This window comes from Streptomyces sudanensis, from assembly GCF_023614315.1.
Lineage (GTDB): Bacteria > Actinomycetota > Actinomycetes > Streptomycetales > Streptomycetaceae > Streptomyces > Streptomyces sudanensis.
This window is the reverse complement of the sequence record NZ_CP095474.1, coordinates 1,382,273-1,397,096: the sequence shown is the minus strand read 5'-3', so window position 1 is coordinate 1,397,096 and position 14,824 is coordinate 1,382,273. Positions and strand designations below refer to the sequence as shown.

Here is a 14,824-nt window from a genome sequence, read left to right as displayed (position 1 = left end):
CGGTGGAGGTCCGCCGGGCGCGCCGCCCACCGTGCGCGGCGCCCCGAGGACCGCCCGCCGCGCCCGCTCCCGTACCGCCGTTCCCGAACCACCCGCGCCGCCCCGGCCCGGCGGCACGGGGCGGCACGGGGGCGGCGGGAAGCGGCCGGGCGCGGCGGCTACGCCCGGCTCGGCCGGTCGCAGCCGGCCATGACCAGCGCCTGGTCCAGGGCCTGGATGAAACGGTTCGTCGTCACCCGGTCCCGCACCGCCACCCGCAGCCACTGCGGCCCGAGGCCCGGGAAGGTGTCACCGCGCCGCACCGCGAAGCCCAGCGCCCGCAGCCGCTCCCGCACCACGTCCGCCCCCTCCACCCGGATCAGGACGAACGGGCCCTCCGCGGCCTCCACGGCCCGCACCTCCTCGAACTCCGCGAGCCCCGCCAGCAGGTGGGCCCGCTCCACGGCCGTCCGCCGCGCCGCCTCCTCCGCCTCCGCCAGCGCCTCCCGCGACACGCACGCCTCGGCCGCCACCAGCGCCGGCGTCGACACCGGCCACAGCGGCTGCGCCCGCTCCAGCGCCGACACGGTGTCCGGCGCCGCCAGCACGTACCCGATCCGCAGTCCCGCGAGCCCCCACGTCTTGGTCAGGCTCCGCAGCACCACCAGTCCCGGTACGTCCGTCCGCCCGGCCAGCGCCTCCCGCTCACCCGGCACGGCGTCCATGAACGCCTCGTCCACGACCAGGATCCGCCCCGGCCGCGCCAGCGCCGCGAGGGTCTCCGCCGGGTGCAGGACCGACGTGGGGTTCGTCGGGTTGCCGACCACCACCAGGTCCGCGTCCTCGGGCACCCGCGCCGGGTCCAGCCGGAAGCCGTCCTCCTCGCGCAGCAGCACCCGGCGCACCTGGTGCCCCGCGTCCCGCAGCGCCGCCTCCGGCTCCGTGAACTGCGGGTGCACCACGACCGGCCGCCGCACCGGCAGCGTCCGCGCCAGCAGCACGAACGCCTCCGCCGCGCCCACCGTCAGCAGCACCCGCCGCGCGGGCAGCCCGTGCCGCTCGGCGACCGCCGCCCGCGCGGCCCGCCCGTCGGGGTAGGCGGCGAGCCCCGCCAGGGACTCCGCCAGCCGCTTCCTCAGCCACTCGGGCGGGGTGCCGGTGCGGACGTTGACCGCGAGGTCGATCAGGTTCTCGCCGCGGACCTCCACGTCGCCGTGGTGCCGCAGGTCGTACGCGTCCGCGTCGCGGGGGCGGGGGAACGGTCTGTCGCTGTCAGTGTGCATGTACATGGCCGCCAGCCGGGGTGGGGGACAGTGGGGGGCGGTGGGCCGACGGTGCCGACGGCCCACCGGGTGGCTCTCGGCGCCGGACGGGGGATCCGGCGTTCTCCGGTGCCGGACGGGGGATCCGGCGTTCTTCAGTGCCGGACGGGGGATCCGGCGCGGGGATCAGTGGTTCGACGGCGTGTTCGTAACCCGAACACCGCGTCCTCACGGGTGTACCCCCGCCCTCCGGTGGGCAACCGCCCTTCCCCGTGGGCCACTGCCACCGCACACGTCACACGCGCCACTCCCGCAACGGACTTCCGCTTCGGCACGAGGAGTTCGCCCCCCGCCGGCCCGGACGCCCCGTGGCGCGCCGCCTCCACCAGGGCCGCGGCCTCCGCCACCGACGGCGTGCCCACCGCGGCCAGCGCCGCGTCCGAGGACTCGGGCACCCGGGCGCGGGCCAGCGCCTCCGCCGGGTGGGCGCGCAGGGGCACGCCCAGCAGGGAGGCGGCCTCCACCAGGCCCGGTTCGCCGGCCTTCGCCTCCACCGTCGCCATCGCCACCACCTCCCCGGGTTCCCGTCCCGCCTCCCGCAGGACCGCCGCGACCAGGTCGCACACCTCCCGCGCGCTCACCCCGCGCCGGGCGCCCACGCCCACCACCAGCCTCACGGCCGGCAGTGCCCGACGAACCGCCGGGCCGTCCCCGGCACCGCCGCCCAGTGGGTGTGCAGGTAACTCGCGTGCACCCCGCCGGCGACGAAGCCCTCCACGCGCCGTTCCGGCTGCCGCAGCCCCCACGCCGGGTCGGCCCCGGCGCCCGGCTCGACCACCGTGCGGTGGAACTCGTGGCCCCGCAGCCGCGTCCCGGCCGCCGCCACCGGGCTGTCGCTCACCGCGACCGCGTCCCGGTACCCCAGCGTCAGCCGCTGCGACATCCGCGCGTCCGCCTCCAGCACCCCGCACATCGGCAGGCCGTCCAGCGAACGCGCCAGGTACAGCAGGCCCGCGCACTCCGCCGCGACCGGGGCGCCCGACCGGGCCAGCGCGGCCACCGCGTCCCGCAGCGCCCCGTTCGCCGACAGCTCCGGCGCGTACACCTCCGGGAAGCCGCCCCCCACCACCAGGGCGCGCGTCCCCTCCGGCAGCTTCTCGTCCCGCAGCGGGTCGAACGCCACCACCTCGGCGCCCGCCGCCTCCAGCAGCTCGGTGTGCTCCGCGTACGAGAAGGTGAACGCCGCTCCGCCGGCCACCGCCACCACCGGCCGCGCACCGGTCGGCGGCTCCCCGGCGCCCGCGCCGGCCAGGGCCGCCCCGGCCGACCAGGGCTCCGCGTGCAGCGGCGGCGCCGAACGGGCCAGCGCCAGCAGCGCGTCCAGGTCGCAGCCGCCGCGCACCTGCTCCGCCTGCGCCCGCACCGCCTCCACGGCCTGTGCCCGCCGCTCGGCGACCGGCACCAGGCCCAGGTGGCGCGACGGCGTCGAGACGTCCGGGGCCCGCCGCAGCACACCCAGCACGGGCACCCCGGACTCCTCCAGCGCCTCCCGCAGCAGGTGCTCGTGCCGGTCGGTGGCGACCTTGTTGAGGATCACCCCGCCGATCCGCACCTCCGGGTCCCACGAGGCGAACCCGTGCACCAGCGCCGCCACCGACCGCGACTGCGACGAGGCGTCCACGACCAGCACCACCGGCGCCCGCAGCACCTTGGCCACCTGCGCCGTCGACGCCAGCTCGCCCTGGCCGGCGGCGCCGTCGTACAACCCCATCACGCCCTCGACGACGGCCAGGTCGCAGCCGTGCGCCCCGTGCGCGAACAGCGGCGCCACCAGCTCCGTGCCGCACATGAACGCGTCGAGGTTCCGCCCGGGGCGGCCCGTCGCCAGCGCGTGGTACCCCGGGTCGATGTAGTCCGGGCCGACCTTGTGCGGCGACACCGCCAGACCGCGCTCGGCGAACGCGGCCATCAGGCCCGTCGCGACCGTGGTCTTGCCCGCGCCGGACGACGGCGCGGCGATGACGAGACGTGCTACCACTCGATGCCCCGCTGGCCCTTCTGACCGGCGTCCATCGGGTGCTTCACCTTGGACATGTCGGTGACCAGGTCCGCGAAGTCCAGCAGCTCCCGCGGCGCGTTGCGGCCGGTGATCACCACGTGCTGCGTGCCGGGACGGTTCCGCAGGACCTCGATCACCTCGGCGGTGTCCACCCACCCCCAGTGCAGCGGGTAGGCGAACTCGTCCAGCACGTAGAACCGGTACCTCTCCGCGGCCAGGTCGCGCTTGACCTGCTCCCAGCCCTCCCGCGCCTTCTCCTCGTTGGACTGCTCCCCGTCCTTCGGGTCGCGCTGGATCCACGACCAGCCCTCGCCCATCTTGTGCCAGTCGACCGTGCCGCCCTCGCCGGTCGCGCCGAGCACCTTGAGCGCGTTCTCCTCGCCGACCTTCCACTTCGCCGACTTGACGAACTGGAACACCCCGATCGGCCAGCCCTGGTTCCAGGCGCGCAGCGCCATCCCGAACGCGGCGGTCGACTTGCCCTTGCCCACGCCCGTGTGGACCATCACCAGCGGGCGGTTGCGGCGCTGACGGGTGGTCAGCCCGTCCTGCGGAACGACGGTCGGCTGTCCCTGCGGCACTATGCGGCCCTCCTCGTAGTACGAACATCCTTGACCAGCCCGGCGATCGCGTCCGCGCGCAGCTCGTCCAGCGTCACGGCCGTACCGCCCAGGTCCCGGGCGAGCCCCGCGGCCAGACCGAGCCGCACGGGCCCGCTCTCGCAGTCCACGACGACCGACGCCGTGCCCTCCGCCGCGTGCAGCCCCGCGGCCCGCGCGGCCAGGCGCAGCGGCTCCGGGCCCCCCGTCACCCGCCCGTCCGTGACCACGACGAGCAGCGGGCGGCGCGCCGGGTCCCGCAGCCGCTCCGACCGCAGCACCTCGTGCGCCTTCAGCAGGCCCGCCGCCAGCGGGGTGCGGCCCCCGGTGGGCAGCCGCTCCAGCCGGGCGGCCGCCGCGTCCACCGACGACGTGGGCGGCAGCACCAGCTCCGCGTCCCGGCCCCGGAACGTCACCAGGCCCACCTTGTCCCGCCGCTGGTAGGCGTCGAGCAGCAGCGACAGCACGGCGCCCTTCACCGCGCCCATCCGCTGCCGCGCCGCCATCGACCCCGAGGCGTCCACCACGAACAGCACCAGGTTGCCCTCGCGTCCCTCCCGCACCGCCTGGCGCAGGTCGTCGCGGTGCACGACCAGCCCGGGGCCCGACCGGCCGCGCGCCCGCTGGTGCGGGGCCGCCGCCTGCACGGTCGCCGCCAGGTGCAGCTTCGTCAGGGCTCCCCGCGGGCGGCGCGACCCGGTGGTGCGGCCGTGCTCGGTGCGCGCCCGGGAGCGGCGCCCGGCCGCGCCGTCGCCCACGCCGGGCACGGTCAGCGCCTTCGTGCGGAACGGTTCGGCCGCCGCGACCGGCGACTGCTCGCGGGCCGGGCCCGCGCCCGGCAGCGGAGCCGGTCCCGCACCGGGGGAGGGCGCCTCCTCCGGCCGCTCCCCGGACGGCTCCGGCGCGGCCGGTGCCTCGGCGTCCGTCCCGGGTCCCGGCGGCTGCGGCGGAACGCCCCCGCCGGGACCGCCCCCGCCGGGGCCCCCGTCGCCGGGGCCGCCGTCCCCGTCCGGGCCGCCGTCGCCGGGGCCCCGCGGATCGGGCTCGGGCTCGTCGCCCCCGCCGGACTGCTCCAGCACCTCGTCCAGCCTGTCCTCGTCGAGGCCCGGCGCGTCGAACGGCGACCGCCGCCGCCGGTGCGGCAGCGCCAGCAGCGCCGCCTGCCGCACGTCCTCGACCGTCACGTCCGTACGGCCCGCCCACGCGGCGAGCGCCGTCGCGGTCCGCGCCATCACGATGTCCGCGCGCATGCCGTCCACCTCGAACGCCGCGCACGTCGCCGCGATCCGCCGCAGCGCGTCCTCACCGAGCCGCACCTGCGGCAGCAGCGCCCGCGCGGCCGCGATCCGCTCCCGCAGCGCGGCCTCCTCGCCGGCCCAGCGCGCCGCGAAGCCCACCGGGTCGTCGTCGTACGCCAGGCGCCGCCGCACCACCTCGACCCGCTGCTCCGGGTCCCGCGACGCGGCCACCTCCACGGTCAGCCCGAACCGGTCGAGCAGCTGCGGCCGCAGCTCGCCCTCCTCCGGGTTCATCGTCCCGACGAGGAGGAAGCGCGCCGCGTGCCGCACGGAGACCCCCTCGCGCTCCACGTGGGAGGCGCCCATGGCGGCGGCGTCGAGCAGCAGGTCGACGAGGTGGTCGTGGAGGAGGTTGACCTCGTCGACGTAGAGGATGCCCCGGTGCGCCCGCGCCAGCAGCCCCGGCTCGAAGGCCTTCACGCCCTCGGACAGCGCCCGCTCGATGTCCAGCGCCCCGACGAGCCGGTCCTCCGAGGCGCCGACGGGCAGTTCGACCAGCCGCGCGGGACGCGGGACGCCCGGCGCGGACTCGTGCGGCCCGTCCGGGCACCCCGGGTCGGGCGCCTCGGGTGCGCACGAGAAGCGGCAGCCGGGGACGACGTCCATGGGGGGCAGCAGCGCGGCGAGGGAGCGCACCAGCGTGGACTTGGCGGTGCCCTTCTCACCCCGGACGAGCACACCGCCGATGCGCGGCGACACGGCGGTGAGCAACAGGCTCAACCGCATGTCGTCCATGCCGACGACGGCGGTGAACGGATAGGGAACCGAGGCCATTAGCCGATACCCCTTTCGAGGGAGCTGCTGCGTGCGGAAGTGTCGGTGCGGCCGCGCCGGGCCGCCGTGGTGCGCCGCTCCCCGCACGGGCGGGGCCCCGGCGTGCTCCCCGTACCGGCGGGAGCGACCGCGCCGGGGGTGCTCACGGCGCCCCCGGCGGTACGAACGGCAGCCCGCCGGGCGGGCCGGACTCGATCAGCTTGAGCAGCGCGTCCGTGTCCGCGTGCTCCTCGATCAGGTCGCCGAGCCGGTCGAGCTGCTCCTCGCGCAGCGCGCCGAACGACGTGCCGGGCGCCGGGACGAACCGCCGCCCGGCTGCCGCCGCGACCTCCCGCAGGAACGCCCGCCGGAAGGCGTCGCACTCCAGCGACCCGTGCCAGTGCGTCCCCCACACGGCGCCGACGCGGCAGCCGTCCAGGAACGGCTCGCCGCCCCGCACGTCCGCGACGCCGTGGTGGATCTCGTACCCCTCCACCCGCTCGCCCAGCGCCTCGCCGACCGGCCGGGCGAGGGTCTTCTCCGGCGCGAACCGCACCCGCACCGGCAGCAGCCCGAGGGCCTCCACGGCCCCGGCGCGCGACTCCACGTCGTCCTCGATGTGCTCGCCCAGCGCCTGGAATCCGCCGCAGATCCCCAGCACGGGGCGGCCCTCCGCGGCCCGCCGCGCCAGCTCGGCGGCGAGGCCGCGCTCCCGCAGCCACGCCAGTGCCCGCACCGTGCCGCGCGTGCCCGGCACGACCACCAGGTCCGCGTCGGCCAGCTCCTCGGGCCGGTCGACGAACCGGACGACGACGCCCGGCTCGGCGGCCAGCGCGTCCACGTCCGTGAAGTTCGACATCAGCGGCACGGCGCACACCGCGACCCGCAGTACGTCCTCGCCTACCGGCGGCGCGACCGCCGACTCGCGGACGGCGCCGCGCAGCGACACGGCCATCCCGTCCTCCTCGTCGATGCCGAGTCCGCGCGCGTACGGCAGCACCCCGAACGTCCGGCGCCCCGTCAGGTCGTACAGCATGTCCAGGCCCGGCTCCAGCAGCGTCACGTCGCCGCGGAACTTGTTCACCAGGTACCCGGCGACCAGCGCCTGGTCCTCGGGCGCCAGCAGCGCCGTCGTCCCGAAGAACTGGGCGAACACCCCGCCCCGGTCGATGTCGCCGACCACGACGACGGGGAAGCCCGCCGCCCGCGCGACGCCCATGTTGACGATGTCGTTGCGCCGCAGGTTGATCTCGGCGGGGCTGCCCGCGCCCTCGCAGATCACCGCGTCGTGGGTGGCCCGCAGCTCCTCCAGGCACTCCACGACCGTGCCCAGCAGCTCCTGCTGCCGCCCGCCGTGGTAGCCGCGGGCGCTCAGCTCGCCGACCGGCCGGCCCATCAGCACCACCTGGCTGGAGCGGTCGCCGCCCGGCTTCAGCAGCACCGGGTTCATCAGCGCGCTCGGCTCGACGCGGGCGGCCTGCGCCTGCATCGCCTGCGCCCGCCCGATCTCCGCGCCCTCGCGCGTCACGAACGAGTTGAGGGACATGTTCTGCCCCTTGAACGGCGCGACCTTCACGCCCCGCCGGACCAGCCAGCGGCAGATCCCGGCCGTCACCACGCTCTTGCCCGCGTCGGACGTCGTCCCCGCGACCAGCAGCCCCCCGCTCACGCGCCCCTCCGCTTCCACGTTCCGTACAGCAGCCGCCCGCCCGCGCACACGGCGAGCGCCAGCCCGCCGACGCGCCGCGACAGCCGCACCGCCCGTTCGACGTCCGCCACCTCGACGTCCCGCCCCGGCCCGTTCAGGACCGGCCGGTGCTCGACCCGCCCCCCGTACGAGAGGGTGCCCCCGAGCCGTACGCCGAGGGCGCCCGCGAAGGCGGCCTCCACGGGGCCGGCGTTGGGCGAGGGGTGCCGGTGCGCGTCCGCCCGCCAGGCCCGCAGGGCCCCGCGCGGGTCGCCGCCCGCGACGACGGCGAGCGCGGCCGTCAGCCGCGCCCCGGGCGCCCCGGCCAGGTCGTCGAGGCGCGCCGACGCCCAGCCGAAGCGGCGGTGGCGCGGCGACCGGTGGCCGACCATGGCGTCCAGGGTGTTGACCGCCCGGAAGGCCGCCAGCCCCGGGACGCCGCCGAGCGCGCCCCACACCAGGGCGCCGACCACGGCGTCGGAGGTGTTCTCGGCGACGGACTCCACCACGGCCCGCGCGATGCCCGGCCCGTCCAGTGCCTGCGGGTCGCGCCCGCACAGGTGCGGCAGCCGCTCCCGGGCGGCCTCCACGTCCCCGGCGGCCAGCGCGGCGCCGACGGCCCGCGCCTCCCGGCCCAGAGAGGTGCCGCCCACGACGGCCCACACGGTCGCGGCGGTCAGGGCGACGGACGCGGCGCCCCGGCCCCGCACGGCGCGGGCGGCCAGGGCGGCGGCCGCGGCGGTGCCCCCGGCGCACACGGCGGTGTGCAGCGCGCCCCAGCCGCGGTGGTCGCGCCACAGCACGCGCTCCACGGCGCCCGCGGCGCGCCCGAAGGCGGCGACGGGGTGGCCGCGGCGGGGGTCCGCGAAGACCAGGTCGGCCAGGAAACCGGCGGCGGCGCCGTACGCGAAGACTCGGTCGTCCCGCATCGGCTCAGCGGGTCCGCGCGCCGGACCGGCCGCGGACCGGTGAACCGGGGCTCGGGGGCCCGTACGTGCGGGGGGGAAGGCGGCCGGGCATGCGCAAGGTCCTCACTCAGGGTCCGCGCCCTGGTTCGACGTGACCGGCGGTGAGAGTTCCTGGCTCCCGGGCCCCCGCGGCGACCGCCGCGCCGGACCCGGTGACAGTGGCGGGACCGCGCCGGACTCGCACCGGGCTTCCTCTCCTGCCGCCGTAGCTGGCCCGGGCAGTCCACCACGCCCCGCGAAGGCCCGTCAACTCGCTCTTGACCTGCGGTGGAGCGGCGCGCCGGGCTTCGCGAGGGGGTCGGGAAGCGCCGGGCGGGGGCGCGCGACGACGGCCGGGCCGCCCCCGCCGCGGGGGCGGGGGCGGCCCGGCCGGACGCTTCGGCCGTGGTCAGGCCACGATCAGGTAGATCCCGTACGCGACGGCCGCGGCGCACAGCGCGAAGCAGGCGTACGCGCCGGTGCGGGCCAGGGCGGTGGAGCCGCCGCCCCGGGCCTCGGCCTCCTCCTGCCGGGAGAGGCCCACCAGGCCGAGGGTGAACAGGCCGACGAGTGCGACGGTGGCGACGAGGCCCACGCCGAAGACGGAGCCGAGGGCTGCCCAGTCGATGTCCATGGCGATGCCGTCCTTTCCTTACCGGGTGGCCGTGGGCGCCGCGCCGGACGCGGCGGCCGGGGCCGTGACGGGGGTCTTGGGGGTGTCGTCGTCCGCCGGGTCGGCGGCGACGGCGCCGGCGGGCGGCGGGGTGACGGCCGCGATGGCGGTGGTGACGACCCCGGCGGGCTCGTCGTCGAGGGCCCCGGCGCCGTGCTCCACGTCGTTGACGTTGGTGTGGTCGACGACCTGGCGGCGCGAGACGAACCAGATGGCGGCCGAGGAGACGACGAGGAAGGTCGCGACGGCGGCGACGCCCCAGTCGCCCTGGCGGGCGACGAGCTCGGCGAGCGCGGCGACCAGGCCGGCGGCCGGCAGGGTCAGGCCCCAGGCGGCGAACATCCGGGTGGCGGTGGACCAGCGGACCACGCCGCCCCTGCGGCCCAGGCCCGCGCCCATCACGGCGCCGGAGCAGACGTGCGTGGTGGAGAGGGAGAAGCCCAGGTGGGAGGAGGCCAGGATCACGGTCGCGGCGCCGGTCTGGGCGGCGAAGCCCTGCTGGGGCTGGAGGTCCGTGAGGCCCTTGCCCATGGTGCGGATGATGCGCCAGCCGCCCAGGTAGGTGCCGAGCGCGATGGCCAGGCCGGCGGAGACGATGACCCACACCGGCGGGTTGGAGCCGGGGGCGAGGGCGCCGCCGGCGACCAGGGCCAGGGTGATGATGCCCATGGTCTTCTGCGCGTCGTTGGTGCCGTGGGCGAGGGAGACCAGGCCCGCGGAGGCGATCTGCCCGGCCCGGTAGCCCTTGCGGCCGGTCCTGTCGCCGACGCTCGCGTCGACCCGGTACGTGAAGCGGGTGGCCACCATCGAGGCGACGCCGGCGACGACGGGGGCGGCGACGGCCGGGATCAGGACCTTGGTGAGGACGACGCCGCCGTTGACGCCGTCGAAGCCGATGGAGGCGACGGTCGCGCCGATCAGACCGCCCATGAGGGCGTGGGAGGAACTGGAGGGGAGGCCGACCAGCCAGGTCAGGAGGTTCCAGAGGATCGCGCCGACGAGGGCGGCGAGGATCACCTCGGGTTGGATGCCCGTCTCGTCGACGAGCCCCTTGGAGATCGTCTTGGCGACCTCCACGGACAGGAACGCGCCCACCAGGTTCAGGACGGCCGACATGGCCACCGCCGCCTTGGGCCTCATCGCACCGGTCGAGATGGTCGTGGCCATCGCGTTGGCGGTGTCGTGGAAACCGTTTGTGAAATCGAACACGAGAGCTGTCACGACCACGATGGCGAGCAGCAGCGTGATGTGTTCCATTTACCCAGGCAATCATTCGACGTCAGTGACCAGACGAACGTAAGCAACCTGGGTGAACGGGAGGTGAACTGAGGCGGGCTACGCGGTGTCTCGCCGTGCGGTTCGGTTCCGTTTGCGGGCCGGCGCCCGGGCCCCGGCCCGCCGGGACCGCCGCTTCCCGGCCCGGCCCGCCCCTGGCAGGATCGCCGCATGGCGAAGGACGACACGGCGGGCACGGCGGGCACGGCGGACGGGGCGGCGGTCGGTGAGGCGTGGGAGGCGCTGGTCGCCACGGCGCGCAGGACGGTGGACGACGGGCTGGTCGTCGGCACCTCCGGGAACGTCTCCGTGCGGGTCGGGGACCTGGTGCTCGTCACCCCGAGCGGGGTGCCGTACTCCCGGCTGACCGGGGACGACGTCGTCGCCGTCGACCTGGACGGGCGGCGGGTCCGCGGCACGCTGCCGCCGACCAGCGAGCTGCCGGTGCACCTCGCCGTGTACCGGTCCACCGACGCCGGGGCGGTCGTCCACACCCACGCCGTGCACGCCACCGCCGTGTCGACCCTCGTCGACGAGCTGCCGCCGATCCACTACATGACCGCCGCCCTCGGCGGGCCCGTCCGCGTCGCCCCGTACGCCCTGTACGGCACGCGGGAGCTCGCCGAGCGCATGCTCGCCGCCCTGGCCGGGCGCACCGCCTGCCTCCTGCGCAACCACGGCACGGTCGCGTACGGCGCGACGCTCGACCAGGCGTACGACCGCACCGCCCAGCTGGAGTGGATGTGCCGGGTCTGGCTCGCCGCCGACAGCCATCCCACCCGCACCCCGGCGCTCCTCACCGCCGACGAGCTGGCCGAGGCAGCCGGGAAGCTCCGCGGCTACGGCCTCCCCGGCTGACCGGCGCGCCGCCCCTTCCGATCCCGTCGCCCGGTGACCGCCGCGTCCACTGGCACCGCCCGGCCGACTTGCGGACACTGGACGGATGCGTTCCGCGACAGCCGCGGCGGTGGCCGCCACAGTGATCGGTGCAGGGACGGCCGCCGTGGCGGCCGGACGGTACGCCAGCGGTACGGCGCTCAGGCCGCGGCCCGGACGGCCCCTGCCCGGCGAGCCCCGGCTCACCGTGCACGCCGCCGGCCCCGACCGGATCACCCTCACCCGCGACCTGTCCTCCCTCCGCCCCGGTGTCTACGGAGTGGAGGGCCCCGGCGTCCACGCGGTCGTCGGCCCCGTCCTCGACGACGCGCCCCACGCCCCCGACACCGTCGTGCGCCGCCTCGAACGGGTCGACTACGGCACCCTCGCCACCGGCACCCGCGTCCGCCTCACCCCGCAGGTCCACTCCGGCACCCCCGCCACCGCGCTCGGCGTCCCGTACCGGGAGGTCGAGGTGGCCGGCGAGCTGGGCCCCCTGCCCGCCTGGTACGTCCCGGGGTCCCGCACCACATGGGTGATCACCGCGCACGGCCTGGGCGCCACCCGCGAGCACCCGCTGAACGTGCTGGGCCTCCTCCACGGCAGGTTCCGCCTGCCCGTCCTCGACCTCGCCTACCGCGGCGACCCGGGCGCCCCCCGCTCCGCCGACGGCCTCGGCCACCTCGGGGACTCCGAGTGGCGCGACCTCGACGCGGCCGTCCACCACGCCGTCCGCAACGGCGCGACCGGCGTCGTCCTCCACGGCTGGTCGACCGGCGCCGCCATGGCCCTGCGCACCGCCCGGCGGAGCCGGCTGCGCGACATGATCACCGGCCTGGTCCTCGACTCGCCGGTCCTCGACTGGGAGGCCGCCCTGCGCGCCCTGGCCGTGGCGCGCCGCGTCCCCGCCGTCCTGCTGCCGCTCGCCGTCCGCGCGGCCCAGGGCAGGACCGGGCTGCGCCGCGGGGAACCCGCCCGGACCGTCGCCACCGAGGCGCCGGACGTGCCCGCACTCGTCTTCCACGGCCCCGGCGACACCGTCGCCCCCTGGGCGGCGAGCCGCGCCCTCGCCGAACGGCGCCCCGACCTCGTCACCCTCCGCGCGGTCCACGACGCGCCGCACGCCGCCATGTGGAACGCCGACCCCGAGCGGTACGAGGAGGCCATGCGCCGCTTCCTGATCCCCCTGCTGTGAGCCGACGGCCTCCTTCCGTTTGGGCTTTCGGGCCGTCAACGGGAAGACTGCCCCCGTGACGTCTCGAAAGCCCGATGAGCAACTGGCGCGCAACTCCAGACTCCGACTCGTCCGGCCCCGGTCGTTGGCGACGACCGCCCGGCGGGCCGTGGCCGACCGGCGGACGCGGCCGGCCCCGCGTCCGCCGGAGGGCACGCCCCCGCGGGCCGAGCTGGCCCGCCAGGCCCGGCACGTCCTGGCCGACGCCGTGCGCNGTCGCCCGCNNGGCGGCGGCCGNCCGNNNNCGGCCCCGTCACCGCCCNGGCGGACGAGCGGNCCGCGGCCGCCCTCGGCCTGCCGCCGGAACGGGTCCGCACGGCCTGGGACCGGGCCCGGCTCGCCGGGCTCGTCGAGATCCACGGCGACACCGTCCGCCCCGGCTGGCGGCTGCGGGCCTGGGACCGGGACGACTCCGCCGCGCTGCGGGGCTGGGTCGCCCTCCTCGACGCCTGGTCGCTCGCCCATCCCGCCGCGCGGGACGCCGAACCGGCCGAGGTCGCCGAGGTGGTGGAGGCCGTCCCGCAGGCCCTCTCCCTCCTCCACCTGTCCGCCGGCCCGGTGCCCGTCCCGGCCCTGCTCGACCTGATCCGGCAGCGCGTCGCCGAACTGCGCGAGCAGCGCTGCGAGGTCCCGTACGCCGCCGACGCCGCGCCGGTGCCGGGGGCCCCGGCCGCCGCCCCGGCGCGTGACGGGCGACGGGGCGCGGCCTCCGGCACGGACGCCCTGCCCCGCCTGCTCGACTGGGCGCTGGAGGCGCTCGCCTCCGTCGGCGCCCTGACCGTCGACGACGGCCAGGCGACGCTCACCCCCCTCGGCAACTGGGCGGTGTGGGTCAAGCTGGAGCAGATCTGCGTCGCCGCGCAGAGCCCCGCGGGGCACATCGAGCAGCCCGCGGAGGCCATGCTGCGCGGCTGCGTCCGGCTCACCCCCGGTCCGGCCCGCGCCGAGTACCGCGCCTGGCTCGCCGCCCGGCCCGTCGGCAAGGCCGTCGCCGAGCTGCTCGCCGTCGCCCGCGGCGACGACGCCCTCCTGCGCGGGCTGGCCTTCGAAGCCCTCCGCGTGGTGGGCGCCGCCGCCGAGGCCGAGGTGCGCGCCGCCGCCGGTGAACCCCCGCTCCGCCCGTACGCCCTGCTCTGGCTGGCCGAGCACGAGGGCGCCGACCCCGACGAGGCGCCGGACGTCCTCACCCGCGAGGAGGCCACCTGGCTCTGGGTGGACACCGCCGCGGCCGTCGTCGACCACGGGGAGAGCGACCTGCTGGTGCGGCACCTGGAGTCCGCCGTGCAGGGAACCGTGCCCGCCCTCCTCGACGAGGTCCGCGCGATCGGCCACCCGCGCACGGTGCAGGTGCTGGTCGCCCTGGCCGCGGCGCACCCGGACCCCGCCCTCGCCAAGGCGGTCCGCCGCGCCGCGTTCCAGGTCCACACCGGCGGCTCCTGACCCCTCAGCCCGGCGCGCCGGGGGCGTACGTCCCGAAGCTCCAGACGTTGCCCTCGGCATCCCTCGCCCGGTAGTCCCGCGACCCGTGGGGCTGGTCGGTCGGCGGCATCAGCACCTCCACCCCGTGCTCCACCGCCCGCGCGTGGTGCGCGTCCGCGTCCTCCACCACCACGTACACCCCGACCGGCCCGGCGTCGGCCATCATCCTGGCGTACGCCCCGGCGCCGTCCTTCGGGCCCAGCATCACCACGCCGTCGCCGTAGGACAGCTCCGCGTGGACGACGCGGCCGTCCTCGTCCTCGTACACGCCCTCCCGGCGGAAGCCGAACGCCTCCGTCAGCATCCGGATCGCGGCCTCCGTGTCCCGGTACAGGATCGTCGGGCAGACGCTCGATACCGCGGCCATGCCGACCATCTCCTCCATTGCGATGTGACGTGGATCTCATCCTTCTTCAGCCTGGCACCGGCCACTGACAACGCCCGCCGGCCCGCCCGCGGGGGCTCCCGGACCGGCGCGGCGCCTCCTCCGGAGCCGCGCGACTTCCGCGCCGGCCCCGCTTCGAGCACCTCCCGTCCGCGCCGGACCCGGACGGCACGGCCCCTGGCGGCCCCGGTCGTGGCCCCCNNCGGNGCCNNNCGCCGAAACCGGCACGCCGGCCGCCCCGCCCACCGGTCGCGCAGGCCACCCCACTCACCGGTCGCGCCCGCCGCCGCACATCCGGCCCGTCCGGCCCGGCCCCGC

General features: G+C 77.4%; 13 protein-coding genes and 1 pseudogene. 4 read left to right on the top strand and 10 right to left on the bottom strand.

The genetic code is table 11. The annotated features are described in order from the left end of the window. Positions 1 to 158: 158 nt before the first annotated feature. From cobC to MW084_RS06360, 9 genes are all read right to left on the bottom strand, one after another. Positions 159 to 1,268, bottom strand: coding sequence for an Rv2231c family histidinol phosphate aminotransferase CobC (gene cobC, locus MW084_RS06400; protein WP_010468945.1), 1,110 nt, complete (start codon positions 1,266 to 1,268; stop codon positions 159 to 161). 128 nt (positions 1,269 to 1,396) lie between these two features. Then, positions 1,397 to 1,918: a cobalamin biosynthesis protein gene (locus tag MW084_RS06395; RefSeq protein WP_010468943.1), complete on the bottom strand. Its 522-nt coding sequence runs from the start codon at positions 1,916 to 1,918 to the stop codon at positions 1,397 to 1,399. Continuing rightward, positions 1,915 to 3,279, bottom strand: coding sequence for a cobyrinic acid a,c-diamide synthase CobB (locus tag MW084_RS06390; protein WP_010468941.1), 1,365 nt, complete (start codon positions 3,277 to 3,279; stop codon positions 1,915 to 1,917). The genes MW084_RS06395 and MW084_RS06390 overlap by 4 nt, the downstream gene beginning before the upstream one ends. Further along, positions 3,273 to 3,881, bottom strand: a complete 609-nt coding sequence (gene cobO, locus MW084_RS06385) for a cob(I)yrinic acid a,c-diamide adenosyltransferase (protein ID WP_010468940.1) — start codon at positions 3,879 to 3,881, stop codon at positions 3,273 to 3,275. Before cobO ends, MW084_RS06390 begins: the two co-directional genes overlap by 7 nt. Continuing rightward, positions 3,881 to 5,971, bottom strand: a complete 2,091-nt coding sequence (locus MW084_RS06380; RefSeq protein WP_010468938.1) for a putative cobaltochelatase — start codon at positions 5,969 to 5,971, stop codon at positions 3,881 to 3,883. Before MW084_RS06380 ends, cobO begins: the two co-directional genes overlap by 1 nt. A 142-nt stretch (positions 5,972 to 6,113) precedes the next feature. Then, the gene (locus MW084_RS06375) at positions 6,114 to 7,619 is read right to left on the bottom strand and encodes a cobyric acid synthase (protein ID WP_010468935.1); all 1,506 of its coding nucleotides are present in this window, start codon (positions 7,617 to 7,619) and stop codon (positions 6,114 to 6,116) included. Beyond that, positions 7,616 to 8,566: a cobalamin biosynthesis protein gene (locus tag MW084_RS06370; RefSeq protein WP_010468933.1), complete on the bottom strand. Its 951-nt coding sequence runs from the start codon at positions 8,564 to 8,566 to the stop codon at positions 7,616 to 7,618. Before MW084_RS06370 ends, MW084_RS06375 begins: the two co-directional genes overlap by 4 nt. Before the next feature lie 427 nt (positions 8,567 to 8,993). Then, on the bottom strand, positions 8,994 to 9,218 hold the full coding sequence (locus MW084_RS06365; RefSeq protein ID WP_010468931.1) for a hypothetical protein: 225 nt from the start codon (positions 9,216 to 9,218) through the stop codon (positions 8,994 to 8,996). A gap of 18 nt (positions 9,219 to 9,236) precedes the next feature. Continuing rightward, the gene (locus MW084_RS06360) at positions 9,237 to 10,514 is read right to left on the bottom strand and encodes an inorganic phosphate transporter (protein ID WP_010468929.1); all 1,278 of its coding nucleotides are present in this window, start codon (positions 10,512 to 10,514) and stop codon (positions 9,237 to 9,239) included. Between the two features lie 189 nt (positions 10,515 to 10,703). On the opposite strand from MW084_RS06360, the gene MW084_RS06355 reads away from it, so the two are divergent. The 4 genes and pseudogenes from MW084_RS06355 to MW084_RS06345 all read left to right on the top strand — a co-directional run. Next, on the top strand, positions 10,704 to 11,390 hold the full coding sequence (locus MW084_RS06355; RefSeq protein WP_010468927.1) for a class II aldolase/adducin family protein: 687 nt from the start codon (positions 10,704 to 10,706) through the stop codon (positions 11,388 to 11,390). Positions 11,391 to 11,475: 85 nt separating this feature from the next. Further along, positions 11,476 to 12,603: an alpha/beta fold hydrolase gene (locus MW084_RS06350; protein ID WP_029553317.1), complete on the top strand. Its 1,128-nt coding sequence runs from the start codon at positions 11,476 to 11,478 to the stop codon at positions 12,601 to 12,603. A gap of 55 nt (positions 12,604 to 12,658) precedes the next feature. Then, positions 12,659 to 12,856: pseudogene (locus MW084_RS24485) on the top strand (hypothetical protein); the annotation flags it as partial. A gap of 63 nt (positions 12,857 to 12,919) precedes the next feature. Then, positions 12,920 to 14,082 (top strand): hypothetical protein (locus tag MW084_RS06345; protein ID WP_275563506.1); only part of this gene is annotated, 1,163 nt, incomplete at its 5' end. 4 nt (positions 14,083 to 14,086) lie between these two features. Here MW084_RS06345 and MW084_RS06340 read toward each other — a convergent pair. Continuing rightward, entirely contained in the window at positions 14,087 to 14,497 is a 411-nt protein-coding gene (locus tag MW084_RS06340; protein ID WP_029553315.1) for a VOC family protein, read from the bottom strand. Positions 14,498 to 14,824: the final 327 nt, after the last annotated feature.